The sequence below is a fragment of the Parazoarcus sp. PS-13 R2A genome (assembly GCF_057621855.1).
This window is the reverse complement of sequence record NZ_JBYEXN010000013.1, coordinates 63,609-81,274: the sequence shown is the minus strand read 5'-3', so window position 1 is coordinate 81,274 and position 17,666 is coordinate 63,609. Positions and strand designations below refer to the sequence as shown.

Annotated in this window: 16 protein-coding genes; 6 read left to right on the top strand and 10 right to left on the bottom strand. The window is 64.2% G+C overall.

What is annotated here, in order from left to right; all coding sequences use genetic code 11:
- Positions 1–71 precede the first annotated feature (71 nt).
- Entirely contained in the window at positions 72–581 is a 510-nt protein-coding gene (locus tag AC22G6_RS13400; protein WP_487367182.1) for a phasin family protein, read from the bottom strand.
- A 216-nt stretch (positions 582–797) separates the two neighbouring features.
- Positions 798–2,273, bottom strand: a complete 1,476-nt coding sequence (locus AC22G6_RS13395; RefSeq protein ID WP_487367181.1) for a transglycosylase SLT domain-containing protein — start codon at positions 2,271–2,273, stop codon at positions 798–800.
- Positions 2,274–2,417: 144 nt separating this feature from the next.
- Between AC22G6_RS13395 and AC22G6_RS13390 the strand changes: the two genes are divergently transcribed.
- Together AC22G6_RS13390 and AC22G6_RS13385 are read left to right on the top strand one after the other, a co-directional pair.
- The gene (locus AC22G6_RS13390) at positions 2,418–3,392 is read left to right on the top strand and encodes a diguanylate cyclase (protein WP_487367180.1); all 975 of its coding nucleotides are present in this window, start codon (positions 2,418–2,420) and stop codon (positions 3,390–3,392) included.
- The gene (locus AC22G6_RS13385) at positions 3,389–3,775 is read left to right on the top strand and encodes a response regulator (protein ID WP_487367179.1); all 387 of its coding nucleotides are present in this window, start codon (positions 3,389–3,391) and stop codon (positions 3,773–3,775) included. The genes AC22G6_RS13390 and AC22G6_RS13385 overlap by 4 nt, the downstream gene beginning before the upstream one ends.
- A 143-nt stretch (positions 3,776–3,918) precedes the next feature.
- Here the strand turns inward: AC22G6_RS13385 and gloB are convergent, their stop codons facing one another.
- A complete protein-coding gene (gloB, locus tag AC22G6_RS13380) occupies positions 3,919–4,680 on the bottom strand; it encodes a hydroxyacylglutathione hydrolase (RefSeq protein WP_487367178.1) in 762 nt (253 codons plus the stop codon).
- 28 nt (positions 4,681–4,708) lie between these two features.
- Here gloB and AC22G6_RS13375 point away from each other — a divergent pair, with 28 nt between their 5' ends.
- Genes AC22G6_RS13375 through dnaQ form a run of 3 tightly spaced genes read left to right on the top strand, consistent with a single transcriptional unit; the run spans position 4,709 to position 6,652 of the window.
- Positions 4,709–5,446 carry a class I SAM-dependent methyltransferase gene (locus tag AC22G6_RS13375; protein ID WP_487367177.1) on the top strand — a complete coding sequence of 246 codons (738 nt, stop codon included), beginning with the start codon at positions 4,709–4,711 and terminating at the stop codon, positions 5,444–5,446.
- Positions 5,447–5,448: 2 nt separating this feature from the next.
- The gene (gene rnhA, locus AC22G6_RS13370; protein WP_487367176.1) at positions 5,449–5,907 is read left to right on the top strand and encodes a ribonuclease HI; all 459 of its coding nucleotides are present in this window, start codon (positions 5,449–5,451) and stop codon (positions 5,905–5,907) included.
- A 19-nt stretch (positions 5,908–5,926) separates the two neighbouring features.
- Positions 5,927–6,652, top strand: a complete 726-nt coding sequence (dnaQ, locus tag AC22G6_RS13365) for a DNA polymerase III subunit epsilon (RefSeq protein ID WP_487367175.1) — start codon at positions 5,927–5,929, stop codon at positions 6,650–6,652.
- Between the two features lie 46 nt (positions 6,653–6,698).
- On the opposite strand, the gene AC22G6_RS13360 is transcribed toward dnaQ, so the two are convergent.
- From AC22G6_RS13360 to mutS, 4 genes are all read right to left on the bottom strand, one after another.
- Positions 6,699–7,127 (bottom strand): CBS domain-containing protein, encoded by a 429-nt coding sequence (locus AC22G6_RS13360; RefSeq protein WP_108974047.1) that lies wholly within the window; start codon positions 7,125–7,127, stop codon positions 6,699–6,701.
- Positions 7,128–7,146: 19 nt separating this feature from the next.
- Positions 7,147–7,350, bottom strand: a complete 204-nt coding sequence (gene nqrM / locus AC22G6_RS13355; RefSeq protein WP_487367174.1) for a (Na+)-NQR maturation NqrM — start codon at positions 7,348–7,350, stop codon at positions 7,147–7,149.
- A gap of 62 nt (positions 7,351–7,412) precedes the next feature.
- Positions 7,413–8,183 (bottom strand): fused MFS/spermidine synthase, encoded by a 771-nt coding sequence (locus AC22G6_RS13350; RefSeq protein ID WP_487367173.1) that lies wholly within the window; start codon positions 8,181–8,183, stop codon positions 7,413–7,415.
- A complete protein-coding gene (gene mutS / locus AC22G6_RS13345) occupies positions 8,180–10,714 on the bottom strand; it encodes a DNA mismatch repair protein MutS (RefSeq protein ID WP_487367225.1) in 2,535 nt (844 codons plus the stop codon). The genes AC22G6_RS13350 and mutS overlap by 4 nt, the downstream gene beginning before the upstream one ends.
- 301 nt (positions 10,715–11,015) lie before the next feature.
- On the opposite strand from mutS, the gene tssA reads away from it, so the two are divergent.
- Entirely contained in the window at positions 11,016–12,125 is a 1,110-nt protein-coding gene (gene tssA, locus AC22G6_RS13340) for a type VI secretion system protein TssA (RefSeq protein WP_487367172.1), read from the top strand.
- On the opposite strand, the gene AC22G6_RS13335 is transcribed toward tssA, so the two are convergent.
- The 3 genes from AC22G6_RS13335 to tssM are packed head-to-tail and all read right to left on the bottom strand — an operon-like array spanning position 12,126 to position 17,664.
- Positions 12,126–12,914: an OmpA family protein gene (locus tag AC22G6_RS13335; RefSeq protein ID WP_487367171.1), complete on the bottom strand. Its 789-nt coding sequence runs from the start codon at positions 12,912–12,914 to the stop codon at positions 12,126–12,128.
- Positions 12,911–13,897, bottom strand: a complete 987-nt coding sequence (tagF, locus tag AC22G6_RS13330; protein WP_487367170.1) for a type VI secretion system-associated protein TagF — start codon at positions 13,895–13,897, stop codon at positions 12,911–12,913. The genes AC22G6_RS13335 and tagF overlap by 4 nt, the downstream gene beginning before the upstream one ends.
- Entirely contained in the window at positions 13,894–17,664 is a 3,771-nt protein-coding gene (gene tssM, locus AC22G6_RS13325; protein ID WP_487367169.1) for a type VI secretion system membrane subunit TssM, read from the bottom strand. The genes tagF and tssM overlap by 4 nt, the downstream gene beginning before the upstream one ends.
- Positions 17,665–17,666: the final 2 nt, after the last annotated feature.

Below are 17,666 nucleotides of genomic sequence, written 5' to 3'. Positions count from 1 at the left end.
GGTCCTGGAACGCGGACCATCAAGAAAAACGGCGCCTGCGGGCGCCGTTTTGCTGCGGACCAGCTTGTGCCTTACTTGCGGCCCTTGGAGGGCGGCTGGGAGAACGCCTGGAAGGCCTGGGTCGAGGCACGGGTCATCTGTTCGAAGGCGGCGCGGGTCGTGTCCATGGCCGTCTGCATTGCGCTCATTGCATTCTGATCCGAGATCGGGATGCCCTGGAACATCTTCTGCATGGCCTCGAACACATCCTGGCTGCCGGTGCTCAGTTGCTCGCCGACCAGCTTGCCGACCTCGGCCTGGGTGCGCGAGGTGATCTCAGCCATGTCACGTGCGCAGGCGAGCATCTTTTCGGTTGTGGTCTGCGCGTACTGGGTGCGCAGTTCGACGGCCTGTTTGGGGTCCTTGATTGCTGCGAGCGCCTTGGCGTTCTGCACCCCTTCCTCGAACAGTGACTTGGCCGTGGCGACCTGAATCTCCATGACGCGCTGGGAATTCTCGATAGAGAGTTGTGCCAGGCGCATGGCAGCTTCAAGGTTTTTCTTCTGGAGTTCGTTGTACTGATCCTGTTGTTTCGTAGCCATGTGCAATCTCCTCGTTAGTGGTTTGCTTGCAGGAGGCGGTGTGCACAATGTTCGGCTCGATGCGATGCCAATTGGCATGCCGTCGCCGCTCCCTCGCCTCTGATCAAACGATAGCACAGCAGTCATTCGTCCTGTTGGTCAGCGCTTCAACTGTTGAGCGAGGGCGGGGGCAGACAGCTGCCTGCGCGCTTGTTGTGGCGAAGCGGCTGCTGGCGTTCAGTTCTTCGCGGACGCCGGCTTCGTCGTTGCCTTGGCCGGCTTGGTCGCGGCCGGCTTTGCTGCGGCGGACTTGGCAGTAGTGGGCTTGGCAGTAGCGGACTTGGCGGTGGGCGCAGGTTTTGTTTTCGCCGTGCTCTTTGTTGCCGGCTGAGTCGCCCTGGATGGTGTTTTCGCGGTGTTGTTCGTGCGCTTCGACGACTTGGCCGTGGCCTTTGCGGGCGTCTTAGCCTTCTTGCTGGGGACCGAGCTGGTGTTGAGCTTCACGGCCGGCGGGGAGGAGAGGCGGCTGTTGCCCGGCAGCAGGCGGCTGATTGCCAGGGCGCCGCTCGGATCGATGCCGTCAGGTACCAGCAGGGTGTGACCGGCGCTTAGCCGGCTGCCTGAGGCCAGGCCATTGAGCTGCATCAGTTGCGCGAGGGTGAGGCCGTGACGGTCGGCAATGGTGTTGAGCTTTTCGCCGGGCTCCAGATCATGCGTGCGCCAGCCCTTGCCCGACAGCGCGAATTCGCCGAGGCGGGCTTCGAAGCTGCTCGCACGGTCGGCAGGCACGACCAGGGTCTGTCCCGGCGAGGTGATGGCGGGACGGTTGTATCCCGGGTTGAGTGCAAGAAACTCTTCCAGCGACATGTCTGCAAATGTCGCCGCAGTTGCGAGGTCGATGCCGGGCGGTGCGTTGAGGGTGACGAAGTGCTGTTCGTTGGCGACGTAGGGCAGTTCGAGATGGAACAGTTCCGGCTCGGCGACGATGTTCTTGATGGCCTGCAGCTTTGGAACGTAGTTGCGGGTCTCGTTGGGCATCTTCAGTTCGCTGTATTCGGCCGGCAGCCCGGCGTCGCGATTGCGCTGAATGGCGCGTCCGACTGCGCCTTCACCCCAGTTATAGGAGGCGAGTGCAAGCTGCCAGTCGCCATGCATCTCGTAAATGGTCTGCAGGTAATCGAGTGCAGCGTTGGTGGACGCGATCACGTCGCGGCGCTCATCCACCCAGCTGTCCTGGGTGAGGTTGAAGTTGCGCCCGGTGGACGGGATGAACTGCCACAGCCCGGATGCGTGCGCCCGGGAGTAGGCGAGGGGGTTGTAGCTGCTCTCTACCATCGGCAGCAAGGCCAGCTCGGTGGGCATGCCGCGCCGTTCGAGTTCGTCGACGATGTAGTAGAGATAGCGCCCGCCGCGGGAGAACACCTGCTTGAGGAAGCCCGGGCGGTTCAGGTAGAAGATCTGCTGCTCGGCCACCAGTGGGCTGTCGAGATCTGGCATGCCAAAGCCACGCCGGATGCGGTCCCAGATATCGTTGGCGTCACGAGTCAGGTCGAGCGTCAGCACCCGTGCGGGGGGCGGCTCGGCAACAGGCGGGGGGCTCGGCGCCGGGGTGGATGGCAGCGTCGCAGACGTGTCCGTGCTGTCGGCAGCCTGAACGGGTGCGAACGCTTGGAGCGCAAAGACGAGGAAAAGCAGCGAAAAGAGCTTCGCCATCGGACCCAACCGGCGAAAAGCGAAGGAGTCTATCGGGCACCCGGAAGGGCGTCAAACGGACTTACACATACGGAAAGACGCAACAGTTTGGGTGTTCCCTTGGTAGGATTGCGGGATGCCCCTATTTCACGTCTTGCGGGAAACATGAAAGTTCTGGTTATCGAGGACACTGTCACCAGTGCGACACTGGTCTGTCATCAGCTCACCAAGATGGGACTGGCAGCGTCGCACGCGCGGGATGGGGCGAGCGGGATCGAAATGTTCAAGCGCGAACGCCCTGATCTTGTATTGCTGGACATCATCATGCCCGGCATGGATGGGTTCGAGGTTGCGCACCGCATCCGTCAGCTCGAGCGGGACGGCGACTGGACGCCGATCATCTTTCTCACCGCGCGCGCGAGCGACGGCGACCTGCAGCGGGCCATCGAGGTCGGCGGAGACGACTATCTGGTCAAGCCGGTGTCCGAGGTCGTGCTCAAGGCCAAGGTCGGGGCGATGCAGCGGATCGCGCAGATGCGCTATTCGCTGCTCGTTCTCACACGCAAGCTCGATGATGCCAACCGGGAACTGACCCGCCTGTCCGCAGTCGATGGTCTGACCGGAATCGCCAACCGCCGTCGTTTCGACGAGAGTCTGCGACGTGAGTGGCGCCGTGCATCGCGCGCGCAGTCGCCGGTGTCGCTGGTGATCGTTGATGTCGATTGCTTCAAGCCCTTCAATGACAACTACGGGCATCAGGTGGGCGACGAATGCCTCAAGGCGGTGGCGCGTACGCTTGAACAGAAGTTGCGCCGCCCCACCGATCTTGTGGCACGTTACGGCGGCGAGGAGTTTGCTGCCGTCCTGCCCGAAACCGCGCTCGAAGGCGCGCTTGGGGTCGCGGAACTGATGCGCGACGGTGTCGAGTCGCTTGCCATTACGCACCGCTTTTCGGTGGCCGCAAACGTGGTGACGATCAGCGCGGGCGTGGCGAGCATGGTGCCTGCCCGAGGTGACGAGAACGGTTTTGAGCGTTTGCTGAAATCAGCGGACGATGCCTTGTACCGGGCCAAGAAGTCAGGCCGGAACCGGGTTGCAGCGGGTCTGCAAGATGATATGGAAATCGGATTGCAAGCGTGACGAGAGCGTCCAAGAAAATCATTGTTGTGGATGACAATGAAGTCATCCGCATGGCGCTGCGTGCCATTCTGCGGCAGGCGGGCTTCAACGTCGTTGGTGAGGCCCGCGACGGCGAGGCGGTGATCGAGCTGGTCGAGAAACTGGGGCCGGATCTGGTGTGCCTGGATGTGATGATGCCGGGGCGCAGCGGGCTTGAGGTTCTGACCGAGCTGCGTGAGCGTTTTCCCACGCTGAAGGTGTTGATGATTACCGGTCTCAGCGATCGTGAGACGGTGACTACGGTGGTCGATCAGGGGGCGGTGGGGATGGTGCTCAAGCCCTTCAACTCGGCGCGCGTGATCGAGACGGTGTCGCGCGTGCTCGGCCTGAGCATGACGGAGTAGGGCAGCGGGTTCTCCGGGTGCAAGGCGCCTGCAGCGGCGCGGCGGCCAAGGTGCGTCGACGCTGCCCGCATTGAGCCCAGGCCGGGCTCCGCAGCGCGCGATCCAGGCTTGCGTGGCGAGGTATTCCCCCAGCCTTCCGGCTGTCAGAAGGTGTCCTTCCAGGTGCGCAGCGCGCGCAGACAGTCCAGTGGGCTTTCCGGCGTCTTCCCCGTGTGTTCGCTTACCGCCTTGATCACGCTGGGCTCGCTTGTGCGCAGAAAGGGGTTGATGTCCTTTTCGAGCGCGATCGTGCTCGGCAGCGTGGGGCGACCCTTTGCGCGCAAGGTTTCGCAATGCGCGGCGTAGCGGTCACGTTCGGGGTTGTCGGGGTCGGCCGCGCGGGCAAAGGCCAGGTTCGACAAGGTGTATTCGTGGGTGCAATAGACCCGGGTGTCGCCATCGAGGGCGGCGAGACGGGAGAGTGCCTTTTCCAGTTGCTCCGCCGTACCCTCGAAGAGGCGGCCGCAGCCCGCCGAGAACAGGGTGTCGCCGCAAAAGAGCAGGCCGGGGGCGTGATACGCGATATGCCCGGCCGTGTGCGCAGGGACATCGAGTACCGTCAGCTTGAGGCCGAGTCCGGGCAGGGTGACATTGTCGCCATCGGACAGCGGGTTGCTGACGCCGGCAATGCGTTCGCTGGCGGGGCCGAACACGGGTACGGGCCAGGCTTTCAGCAGCGCTGCCAGGCCGCCGACGTGGTCGGCGTGATGGTGGGTGACGAGCACGGCGGACAGCGTCAGGCCATGCGCCGAAAGATAGTCGAGGACGGGCGCGGCATCACCTGGATCGACAGCGACCGCGTGGCGATCGTCGTGAATCAGCCAGATGTAGTTATCGCGGAAGGCAGGAAGAGGGATAATGTGCATCTTCAGGATTTTGAAGCGCTGACGATTCGTGTCAATCCCCGGTTTGTCGGAATGGCTGGAAACACCCCCAGGACGCTATCTGCTCGAGTGGGAGCAGAAGCGCCTTGAGGCGGTGGTGGCGGATATCTTTGGCTATAACGCGATCCAGCTCGGATTGCCTGGTCAGGACTTCCTGAGCGCGAACCGCATGCCGTTCCGTTTTCGCTGCGCGAGCCGCGGCGATGTCGCGGTTGTTGCCTCGCATGAAGACCTGCCCTTTGCCAGCGCCAGCCTTGATCTGGTCGTGCTGCCACACGTGCTCGAGTTTTCCGCTCGCCCCCATCAGGTGCTGCGCGAGGTCGAACGTGTGTTGGTGCCGGAAGGCAGTGTGGTGATCAGTGGCTTCAATCCCTACAGCCTGTGGGGTGTGCGCCGGCTGGCGGCGCGCAAGGGCGGGGTCATGCCGTGGACCGGACAGTATCTGTCGGTGCCGCGAATCAGGGACTGGTTCTCGCTGCTCGGATTCGAAACCCAGCCAGGCGGTTTTGGCTGTTATGTACCCGCCGTCACCACGCCCGAATGGCTGGACCGGTGGCGCTTCATGGACAGGTTTGGACCCCGCTGGTGGCCGGTGTGCGGGGCGGCATATGTGGTTCAGGGCATCAAGCGCGTGCAGGGCACGCGGCTGATCATGCCCAACTGGAACGAGCGGCGTGCCCGTTCAAAACGTCTGTCGGCCGTGGCCCAGCGTGAAATTCATCCGGGAAGTACAAGGAAAACCCAATAGAAATGGAAGAAGTCGATATTTACACCGATGGTGCGTGCAGCGGCAATCCCGGTCCGGGCGGCTGGGGAGCGATTCTGCGCAGCGGTGGCCACGAGAAGGAAATCTGGGGCGGCGAGCTCCAGACCACCAACAACCGCATGGAGATGATGGCTGTGATCCGCGCTTTCGAACTCCTCAGGCGGCCGGTGACGGTGCGCGTGCATACCGACAGTCAGTACGTGCAGAAGGGCATTTCGGAGTGGATCAAGGGCTGGAAGGCGCGGGGCTGGAAAACGGCTTCCAAGGAGCCGGTCAAGAATGCAGACCTGTGGCGCACGCTGGATGCGGCGGTCGCCATGCACCAGGTGAAGTGGCTGTGGGTGAAGGGACATGCGGGCCACCCCGAGAACGAACGCGCCGACGAACTCGCACGGCGCGGGGTCGAAGAGATACGCAAGACGGGCCGGACGGCGCAGGCATGAAACACGAAGGAAAGTACTGATGAGACAGATTGTTCTCGATACCGAAACCACCGGTCTGGACTGGCGCAACGGTGACCGGGTGATCGAAATCGGCTGTGTCGAGTTGCTCAACCGCAATCTGACCGGACGCCATTACCACGTCTTCATCAACCCCGAGCGCGCAATCGACGCCGAGGCTGAGGCGGTGCATGGCATTTCGCTGGAGTTCCTCACCGACAAGCCGAAGTTCGCCGGCGTCGCGCAGAGCTTCGAGGAGTTTGTGCGCGATGCGGAACTGGTCATTCACAACGCCAGCTTTGACGTGGGCTTTCTCAATCACGAGCTGAACCTGCTGGGGCGGCCGCCGATCGACCAGTTGTGCTGCGGCGTGATCGACACGTTGAAGATGGCGAAAGAGCAGAACCCGGGCAAGAAGGCCTCGCTCGATGCCTTGTGTGACCGTTTTGCGATCGACAATGGCCATCGGACGCTGCATGGTGCATTGCTCGATGCGGAGTTGCTCGCCGAGGTCTATCTGGCAATGACGCGTGGTCAGGAGAGCCTGATCATGACGCTTGAGGAAGAGCCCGGTTCGGCGCAGTCCGACGCTGCCGGCGGCGGCTTCGAGCGGCCCCCGCAGCTGATTCAGCGTGCCTCTGCGGCCGAGCTTGAAGCCCACGATCAGCTGCTGGCCGATATTGCCAAGGCAAACAAGGGTTTGTGTCTGTGGTTGCCGCCAGAGCCGGCGGTTGAGGAAGCTGCCTGAGGACAGCGATGCCCGGCGTGCCCGTAATGGGCGCGCCGGGTAGGCGTCAGCCGCCGCGGATGCGGGTTGTCTTGTGGCTGATCCGGAGTTTTTCCAGACCTCTGAGAATGTCGCGACGCGAGATCTGTCCGATAAGCCGCTGGCCTTCCACCACCGGCAGGCAGCGGTAGGTCTGTCCGAGGAAGAGTTCGATGGCGTCGATCAGACTGCTGTCGCCGGTGACTGACACCACGTTCTTGCTCATGTAGTCGCGGACGAGTCCGGCCTGTTGCTCGAAGTAGGAAGCATTGAGTGCGACCTTCAGGCAGTCCTTCTCCGAAAGGAAACCAATCAGATGACCGTTGCTATTGGCCACCGGAGCACCGCTTAGACCGTGTTCAAGAAGAGTGTGGATGGCATGCAGAACCTCGTCCTCGGGATGAAGCGCCAGGTGGTCGCCGATCATGTAGTCCTTGACGAGCAGTGAATGGAGCATCGCGCCTCCTAAATGGTGATCAGGTTTGTTGTTGTTCGGCCTGTGCCTTCATGCGGGCCAGCCGTTTGGGGCAGGGTTTCTCGCAGCCGCCTTCGCATCCGAGGCCGACCGCGCCAAGCCCGCCGCAACTGCCGGCAATTGGCTTGCGCCCAAAAATGACGCCGATGGCCATCGCAGCAATCACGATGCCAACGACAAGCAGTGCAAGAATGAATGTACTCATGTCGGTTCCAGTTGAAGTCGCAATGATATACGGGGTGGACAATACCGCGAGCGGCTGCGTTCTTAAAGAACGAGTGTGCCGCCCGGCAGGCTGCCGGCCTGCTCGAGGCGGGTGACGGTGGGCAGCAGGTCGAGTCCTGTCGCAGCTTTCAGCATGATCGCGCGTTCTCGCAACTCCGCGATCGGGCGGTTAAGGCTGTCGCCTGCGGCGCCAAAGGCGACCACGTTCCCGCTGTCGCAGGACGGGAACGCAATGGCGCGATCGTCGAAAGCCGTGAGGATGCGCTCGAGACTGGCCTTGTAGCCGCGCGAGCGCCCGAAAAGGTTTACCGACATCAGGCCCTGGTCCGACAGCCGTGTGCGTACCGCCTGGTAGAAAGGCAGGGTGCCGAGCACGCCGGCGCGCGCGTTGCGGTCGAAACCGTCTACAAGGATGTAGTCGTAGCGGGCGTCCTTTTCCATCACGTACTGGGCGCCGTCGCCAATGTGGATCGAGAAGCGCGCATCTTCCTGCGGCAGGCGGAAGAACTGACGGGCTGCGGCCACCACTGACGGGGCGATCTCGACCACCTGAATCCGGCTCTGCGGCAGATGATGATGGATGAAACGGGTCAGCGAGGCTGCACCCAATCCGATGAGCAGCACCCGTCGCGGCCACTCGCCCGCGTCTTCGTTCAGGCCGTCGCGCAGGAGCAGGCCGGCCATCATCTCGCGGGTATAGGCAAGCTCCAGTGCATTCGGCTTGCGGATACGCATGGCGCCCTGCACCCACTCCGAGCCGAAGTGAAGATAGCGGACGCCGGCTTCTTCGGAAATGTCGATCGGCGTACTCATGTACTCATCCGTTTCAGTGCATACAGTTGTTCGAGCGCCTCGCGCGGGCTGAGGCTGTCCGGGTCGACGTCGGCCAGCGCGGTGAGCACCGGGTGCGACAGCGGGGTCGTCTCGGGTTCGGGCAGGGTGGCAAAGAGGTCGGCCTGGGGGCCGTTGCCGATCTCGCGATTCTCCAGTGCGCGCAGGCGGCGCTTGGCGTCGCGGATGACCGTGGCGGGAATGCCGGCCAGCGCGGCGACCTCGATCCCGTAACTCTGACTTGCCGGGCCTTCTTCCAGCGCATGGAGGAAGACGATGCGATGGCCGTGCTCGACTGCGTCCAGGTGCACGTTGGCGCACTCGGGGTATTCGGTGTTGAGTCGCGTGAGCTCGAAGTAGTGGGTGGCGAACAGCGTGAGGCTGCGGTTCTTCTCCAGCAGGTGACGGGCGATGGAGAAGGCCAGCGCGAGACCGTCGAAGGTGGAGGTGCCGCGGCCGATCTCGTCCATCAGCACCAGGCTGTGTTCGGTGGCGCCGTGCAGGATGGCCGAGGCTTCGGTCATCTCGACCATGAAGGTGGAGCGGCCCGAGGCGAGGTCGTCCGAGGCGCCGATGCGGGTGAAGATCGCATCGAGCGGCCCGAGGGTGGCGCTTTGGGCCGGGACGAAGCTGCCGACGTGCGCGAGCAGGCAGATCAGCGCGACCTGACGCATGAAGGTGGACTTACCACCCATGTTGGGGCCGGTGATCATCAGCATGCGCCGGGTAGGTGCGAGCCGGGCGTCGTTCTGGATGAAGTCCTCGACCTGGCGCTCGACCACCGGGTGGCGTCCGCCTGCAATCGCAATGCCGGGTTGTTCGGAGAACACCGGGGCGACATAGCCGTAGCGCAGCGCGGCATCGGCAAAGGCGGCGAGCCCGTCGAGCGTGGCCAGTGCGCGGGCGATGGCCTGCAGCGGCGGGATGTGCAGGGCCAGCGCGTCGAGGATCTGTTCGTAGAGCAGCTTCTCGCGCGCAAGTGCACGCTCCTGCGCCGACAAGGCCTTGTCCTCGAAGGCCTTGAGTTCGGGGGTGATGTAGCGCTCGGCGTTCTTCAGGGTCTGGCGCCGGCGATAGTCCTCCGGCACCTTGTCTGCGTGCAGTCGGCTGACTTCGATGTAGAAGCCATGCACACGGTTGAATTCCACCTTGAGGCTGGCAATGCCACTGCGTTCGCGTTCGCGCACCTCCAGCGCCATCAGGAACTCGCCGCAGTTGGTCTGGATGTCGCGTAGTTCGTCGAGTTCGGCATCGAAGCCGGTCGCGATCACGCCGCCGTCGCGCACCATGGCTGCCGGTTCGTCGGTGATTGCGCGGGCAAGGAGGTCGAGTGCGTCGGGCGAGATCGCCAGCCCGCCAGCGATGCCCGCCAGCAGTTCGCTGCGGGTCGAGGCCAGCGCTTCAGCAAGCTGGGGCAAGCGCACCAGGCTCTCGCGCAGGGCCGACAGATCGCGCGGGCGCGCGCTGCGCAGGGCGATGCGGGCGGTGATGCGATCCACGTCGGCCACGCCACGCAAGGCGCTGCGCACAGCGGATGCGATCTGGCCGTCGCCCTCGCCGACGAGTTCGGCAACTGCATGGTGGCGGGCCGCGGGCAGCCTGCGGTCGCGCAGCGGATGATGCAGCGCGTGGCGCATCCAGCGCGAGCCCATGCTGGTGACGCAGGTGTCGAGCAGCGACAGCAGGGTGGGTGAGCTTTCGCCGCGCAGGGTTTCGGTGAGCTCCAGATTGCGCCGGGTCGCGGCGTCGAGACGGAGGTATTCCGACTCGCGCTCCACGGTGAGGCCGGTGATGTGGGTCAGGCTCTGGCGCTGGGTGGTCTTGGCGTAGTCGTAGAGTGCCGCGGCTGCGCCGAGCGCCACCGGCAGTTCATCAACACCGAAGCCGGCGAGGTCGCGGGTGGCAAAGTGTCCGGTGAGCAGGCGCACGCCGGTTTCGGCATCGAACTGCCAGTCGGCGAGGCGGCGCAACGCGGGGGAAAGGCTCTCGATCAAGGGCAGGGCGAGGCCGTCGGGAATCAGCACTTCGGCCGGACGCAGACGCTCGAACTGGGCCTGCAGCGATTCGGCCGGACACTCCATCAGGCGCAGATCGCCATTGGCGAGGTTGAGCCAGGCCAGACCGAGCACGCCACGATGCATGTTGGCCGACAGCAGCAGCGCGTCGCGGCGATCGTCGAGCAGCGCCGCGTCGGTGAGCGTGCCGGGCGTGACGATGCGGCTGACGGCGCGCTCCATCGGGCCCTTGGTGGCGCCGGGCTCGCCAACCTGCTCGGCGATCACCACGGATTCACCCAGCTTGACCAGGCGCGTCAGGTATTGCTCGACCGCATGGAAGGGCACGCCGGCCATCTTGATCGGCTTGCCGGCGGACTGGCCGCGGGTGGTCAGCGTGATGTCGAGCAGGCGCGCGGCCTTCTCGGCATCGTCGAAAAAGAGCTCGTAGAAGTCGCCCATGCGGTAGAAGAGCAGCGTGTCCGGGTGCTGCGTCTTGATGCGCAGATATTGCTGCATCATTGGCGTGTGGCCGGGGAAATCGTCTGCAGTGGGCGCGGTGTCTTGCCGGGTTTTCAAGGTCTGTTTTCTTCCGTTGTGGTCCGGTCGGACGTCGAGTGCGACAAACCCGGCAGTTTACCGCATCACCGACCAAGTCCCGGCATCCGTCCCCGAAATCGGATGCCGGCGTGTGTGATGCAGGCTGCGATCCGCGATTGCCCCGGCCGCCAGTGTTGCCTGTCTGCGGCACTGCGGGCGCAACCGGCGCAGTCGGGCTGACGTGGATATAATCCTGATGTCATTATCTGAAGGCCGGAAAATGGAGCTCGAAATTCTTCTTCGTCCGCTGGCGGGGCAATCGCGCTGCGGCCAGGACATGATGTTCTCACCCGAGTTTGACAGTGTTCAGGAGGCGCGTCGTTTCGATGACCCGTCCTTGAACCAGGGCGAGTGGGTGACGGCGCGCAAGGAGGCGGACTGGCCTGCGGTCGTGTCCTCGTGCACGCAATTGCTCGCTGCGCGCACCAAGGATCTCAGGGTTGCGGTGTGGCTGGTGGAGGGGCTTGCGAAAACCCGGGGCGTCGCCGGACTCGCCGATGGCTACAGCCTTCTTGCACATTTGTGCGAACTGTACTGGTCCGACATCCATCCGCTGCCGGATGATGGGGATCAGGCCTTGCGTGTGGGGAGTCTGGCCTGGTTGCTCGCTCAATCGGTACGGATGGTCGCAGAACTGCCGCTCACGGCGTCCGGGCCTGAGGCCTGCACGGGGATCGACCTTGAACGTGTCCGTGCAGTGAGCCGTGAGATCGAGCGCAATCCCGCTCAGGCCGAGGCGATCCTGCGCGATGCGCCGCTGAGCCCTGCTGCATTCGATGCCGCACGAAGCGAAACGCCCGCAGCGTTCTATCGCAGCAGTCGCGAACATGCAGTGCGTGCGCTGGACGCGCTCGATGCACTGCAGCGCGTGATCGACGGCCACCTGGGCGCGGAGGGGCCGAGCTTCGAGCCCGCACGGGAGGCGCTGCAGACGCTGATCGCCACCCTGCGCCGGTTTGCACTGGAAGCGGGTGACGGGGAAGCGGCTGAAACCGGGCCGGCGGAAGCTGGCGGCAACGGGGCTGCGAATGGGGCTGCGGAAGGGGTTGCGCCGATGACGCCACTGACGCCTGCCACGTCTGTAGCCGGCGGATCGTCCATCTGCAACCGGACGCAGGCGCTCGCTCAACTGCGCGAGGTGGCGTCCTTCTTCCGTCATACCGAGCCCCATAGTCCGGTGGCCTATCTCGCGGACAAGGCCGCGCACTGGGGCGAGATGTCCCTGCTGGAATGGTTGCGGGCGGTTGTCAGTGACGACGGGACACTGTGTCGGGTCGAGGAACTGCTCGGGGTGAGGGAGGGGGGCGCGACGACTGACGGCAGAGGCTGATCAGCGGGCGATCCTGAACTCGATGCGCCGGTTTCGCGCCCGCCCCTCCGGGCTTGCATTGTCCGCAACTGGCCGGTCCGGGCCTGCGCCCAGCGCGGCTATGCAATCCGCTGCAACCCCCTTCATTACGAGGTAATCACGCACGGCGTTGGCGCGCTCCAGACTCAGGCCGATGTTGGCAAGGCGATTGCCTGCACTGTCGGTATGCCCAACCACCTGAACGTGCGGCGTATCGAGGCTCACGATGCTGGCCGCCATCTCGTCGAGCAGCAGACGGCCTTGGGCCGTCAGTACGGCCGATCCGCTCTCGAACTCGACGACACGGTCGGCAAGGGTCTGATCGAGCACGGCCTGAGCATTGGTGCCCACCTCCAGTGCGTTATTCACGACGTAGGCCCGGGTAAGCGAGGCTGCCGTGGTGCTGACGACCTGTTGTCGCAGGGCTTCGTTGGCGACCTTGCCACGCAGTGTGACGCGTGTGCCGACGACCTGCAGTTCTCCCTGGTGAACATGTTTGAGATCCGGGCCCAGCAAGCGCTGGACGTGAGTGCTCCAGTTGGGTGGGGGCGTGACCCCGCCCACCTGCAAGCGATCGACGACTCGCTCCGTGCCGTAGAGGGTGCGCGCACTTGCCACAATGGCGGCACGCGAGGATTCGTCGGGGACGGTGCCGCTGAGTATCACCGGTGCCCCCGGTGCGGGCAGTGCTGACTGTGCGAGGCAGGAGAGCGGGGAGGAGAGCGCGAGCGCGAAGCCGATGCGGGCGAGCCGTCTGGTGATCGTGTTCATGATCCGGTAAAGACCTCCTTGAACGTGATCAGCGCGGATTCAAGCGTGATCGCGGGTTGCGCAAGATAGCTGGAGAGCCGGGCGACCCCGCGATCCGCAGCAAGGTCGGGATGCCGTTCTATCCATTCGGGGTCGTCGAGGACAATCATGTGTTCCTCGAGACTCAGGGGCGAGAGCAGGCTCAGCAGTGGTCGTGGCGACGCACCGGTAAAGCCGATCAGCATCCGCTCCTGGCCATTGATTCGGCCCAGCAGCAGTTGCAGCTCGCACGGCGTGTCGCTCAGCACCAAGGTGACGAGGAACAGCCACAGGGCGGCGACGCGGTTGCGCTCGCAAACATTGGCGGGCAATGGGAGGCAAAGCCCTTTTTCGACCTTGAGGGTGTTGCGACCGAGCAGGGGGCGCATCAGCAGGCCGATGGCAAGAATCTGGCGCCGCACGGATTGTGGCGATGCGTGGGCGCCGAGGCTTGTGGCGAGCTGGCCGAGGGTGGTGCTACGCACATAGGTGTCGAGCGGTCGGCGCTTGAGTGCATGTTCGATGCTGGCGCCGCAATCGAGGGAGGCGAGCTCTCCAAGCGCATCGGTGGGCGTGGCCGCGCTGCAGGCCTGACCGACGACGCGGCGCAGGATGCCCCATAGCGCGGTGAAGCCGACCGGGCCGCAGCGAAAGGGGAGCGGGTCGTTGCGTTCGACTGCTGCCGCAGCAATGAACGGGAAGCGCCGTCCGGCTGCGTCGCGGCTCGGCTTGAGGTGCCCGATGACGGACAGTCGGCTGTGAGCCCCGACAAAGGCAAAGTCCAGCGCCGGGGCGTTGTCGAACAGCAGCTTCCAGCGCGGGTTCTCCGCAAAAGCCTCCATGCAGGCGGAGGTCCAGCGGTCGAGCAGCCCGATCAACTGCATCTGGTTGCCACCTCTGAGAAAATCTCCGCGCGCGGGCAGTTTGCCGAAATAGCTGACGCCGCAGACCGGTTCGACGCTCATTTCAGGACCACCCGTGCAACGGCGGCGCGGTCTGTGGAGGGAGGCTCAGGCGCCGCCGCAGGATCAAGGCCGGCAACACGTTGCGGCAAGTGTTCGCCCAGCCCTTCCCGCGGCGTTGCGCCATTACCGGCCTGTGCCTGAGCACTGCTGATGATGCGCAAACCAACGCTGAGCTGGAGTTCGTCTGCGCCCCATGACAGCGTGAATGAGCCGTCGGGCTTGCGAATCCGTTGTGCGGAGTTGATCAGCTTCTCGAGACCGAAGCGGCCGGCAAAAGCTGCGACTTCGACCGTGCTGCCGTCGAAACGCGTGAGCACGATGCGTGCGCCCGGGTTGGCGTCGGGGTTGGGCCAGATGAAGGTCGCCCACTGCGCAGCGCCGTTGCGGTACTGCAGGCGCTGCCCGTCGATCTCGATCAGGTATCCGGTCGTGCCGGACACGGGGTGCGGCATCAGCATGAAGGTGGTTTGCGGGGCGTTGTTGGTGGAAGAGGCTGCAGCACCTTCAAGCGCGCCGACCCAGCGCGGAAAGCCTGCGACCAGGTCGGGCTGCAGGCGAATGCCGAGATCCCCCCATGTGCGTGGTGCAATCGTGTTGCCCCTGCGCACCACGAGCGCAGCCATCGCGCCGTCGACGTAGTGCGCAATCGCCCCGTCCGGGCCGAATATCTGCGCAATCTCCGCCGGTGTGGCCTCGATATCGGCTTCAGCGGAGAACGGGTACTTGAGCGCGAGGCGGCGGGTGAATGGCTCATGGACCTGTGCCAGCCAGATGCGGTTGAGCTCGTCTTCCGCAGGCCGGGCACTGGCGGCGAAAGTCTGCAGCAGCGGGCGGATCAGCAATGGCCGAAGCACCGCGCGCTGGGCATCTTCCATGCCTGCGAGCATCTGCTCATCCACGAAGCGCAGAGTGGCGGCGAGTTCCGAGTCTCGGTCATCAAGGGTGTCGCGAATGAGTCTGATCGAACCCGGTCCGGGGCCGCCCTGATTGGCAATCTGGTTCAGCCTCGAGCGAAGCTGTGACAGTTGCAGCAGATAGCGCTCAAGCAGGCTTCCGCCGTCATCGCGCGGAGCCAGCAGCCTGTCGACGCCGGCAAACGCCTCTCCGAGCTCACCTCGCGATGGCGGCATGCCCTCATGCGGGGCCGAAGCATCGGTCGCGTCGCTGGCGACGGGTGTGCGCAGAATCGTGCGTCTGAACCAGTCGCCGACCCCGCGGGCTGCCTGCGTCTGACCCTGGGCCTGACCCGCTGCGGCAGCCGATGGGTTGTCCCATGCGGTCTGAGCGTGGACTGTGCGCATCAGCTTTCCGATTGGCGAGCGCTGGGGATCGCCAAGGCGGTCCATTGCCGCAACGGCCATGGGAAAACCGTCGAAACGGCTGATGCTGACGCCTTGCAGCAGTTGCCCCCACGCCGCCGCATACTCCTGCTTGTACATCGTGGTGAGGGTGTTGCGGATCTGTGCGGGGCTGCCCTGGAGGGTAAGGTCGTCATGGCGGGCGCTCTGCAATACCCAGTCCGTGCTTTGCAACTCGCCTGTCGCTGCATCGTCAATAGCCTGTCTGACGTATGCCTTCCACGCATCATGCGTGAATGCACCCGACACGACGTGGCTGCCGGTGAGCAGACTGTCGTTGCCCGCCCCGGTCAGGCCGGCGATGCTGACCGCCGGGAAGCGAGTCGACGCGCGCGTCCTGATGTCCGCATAGATGCGTTCGGTCGCTGGCAGCCCGCGGACGACCTTGCGCAGGCGTTCGCGCACCTGATCAGCGAGCGCCAGATTGTTTTCGATCAGCGGCCATTCGGGTTTGCCGGTGTGGGCGAGATGAAACGAAAGAATCTTCCCCGCCCTGCGGATCATCTCTTCACGCCCCATTGTCCCGCGGTTTGCCTCCAGCCATTCGCGCCAGATCCGGGTCAGATGGTCTGATAGATGACCTGCGTCGAGGTGCGCCCGGTCTGCGAGCATGAGATAGGTCTTCAGTGCCTTGTAGGCGTCTTCGACGCTGGACGGACTCGCACTCACATATGGTCCTCCGCCGCGGGGCGCGGGACTTGCTGCGGGATCGTGCGCGACCTGACCCGGCTCGCCCTCGAAGGTGCTGACCTCGGTGAGGAAGGCTTCGAGCTGCTCGCGCACCGGCGTCAGCAGGACGCTGCGAATGCCGGCGTGATATTCGTCGAAAAGTTTGGCCTTCAGTGCCTCGCCCTGATAGAGACCCAGCCCAAGTGAAAGCGGGCGGTTGTGGTCGAAGTCCTCAAGCTGGGCGATGCGGTCCTGAATGAGCTCGAGTGCGGCCAGGCGGGATTGCAGTCCGGTATTGTCCGCCTGCATGGCAGCGGCGCTTTCGAGGTCGGCGGTGACGCCAGCGACCAGACTGCGGTTGTTCGAGTACGACCAGCTCCAGCCGCCGAACATCACGCCGAGCGCTGCGATGGCCCCGATGATCGCGACCTGACGCATCCGGGCTTGCCGCGTTCCCGAATACTGGCGTACGAGCTGTCTGTCGGCGAAGATCACCTGAGAGAACAGGTCGCGGAGAAAGAAGCCGTTGCGCGATCCGACGCGCTCGGGCAGCGGGCCTTCGCCCTTGAGTGAAAAGCGTGCTTCGATCCTGCGATCGGAAAGGCTCTGCGCCTCGCCGTTTTGCAGGGCGGAGGTGAAATAGAAGCCGCGGAAAACCGGCTCGAACTGATAGGGGTTGTCCTCGAACAGTGTCGCGATGAACACTCTCAGCGCAGGTTTCACCGCGGCAAATTCCAGCGGGAAGGCGAGCATGCCCGGTGGCATGCGCTCACCCTGGGCGCGCGCCATCTGGGCCACGCCGAGTTCGCGAAGCCCTTCGTGAAGGATGTCGAAGTGGCGGTCGAAGAGGTCGATGGCGCTGTCGCGCCCCGTCCTGGTGCAGGGCAGGGTGGCGCCCCACACCCTGTCGCGTTCGTTCCAGTCCAGATCCTGAAAGAAATCGTTGAAGCCCGCGATCAGGTCCGCCTTGGAGAACATGACGTAGGCCGGCGCAAAGACCTGCAGACGCTCGGTAAGCTCCTGTACCCGCTGCCTCAGGCTGCGGGCAAGGGAAATGGCGAACTCGGGCGGGTTCGAGCTGAGTTCGGCAATGCTTGCGGTGATGATGATGCCGTTGATCGGGGCAAGCGGGCGATGCTTCCTGAGCTGCGAAAGGAAGTACAGCCATTCCTGCCTGTCGTCCTCGTAGACCGAGTAGCGCCCTGCGGTGTCGAGCAGGATGCCTTCTGTGGTGAAGAACCAGTCGCAGTTGCGGGTGCCGCCGATGCCCTTGACCACGCTGCCGGTACCATCCTCGAACGGAAACTGAAGCCCGGAATTGATGATGGCCGAGCTCTTGCCGGCAGCAGGATTCCCGATCGTGACGTACCACGGAAGCTCATACAGGGCCGAGCGACCCGACACGCGACCCAGTTTCGAGCGCTTGATGGTGGTCACGGCCTCCTGCATGCGCTGGCGCAGGGTTTCCTGTTCGAGCCGGGCCCCTGCAGTCGAACCGGCCTGCTTCTCGACCGGCTGATCGAGCATCTCGTGCAAGGCGTCAGCGTGCTGGCGTGCCTTTCGCCTGTGCAGGAACGTGGCCAGCATCCAGGCTGAGACGAGCACGATGCCCGCTGTGATCGCCCAGGATGCAGGAATTCCAAACATGTCGGTGGCGAAGACGATGAAAGCGGCCAGGGCGACAAACCCGAGCAGGGCGAGAAATCGTGCGTCTGTGAGGGGGGCGTGCAATCGGGACATGA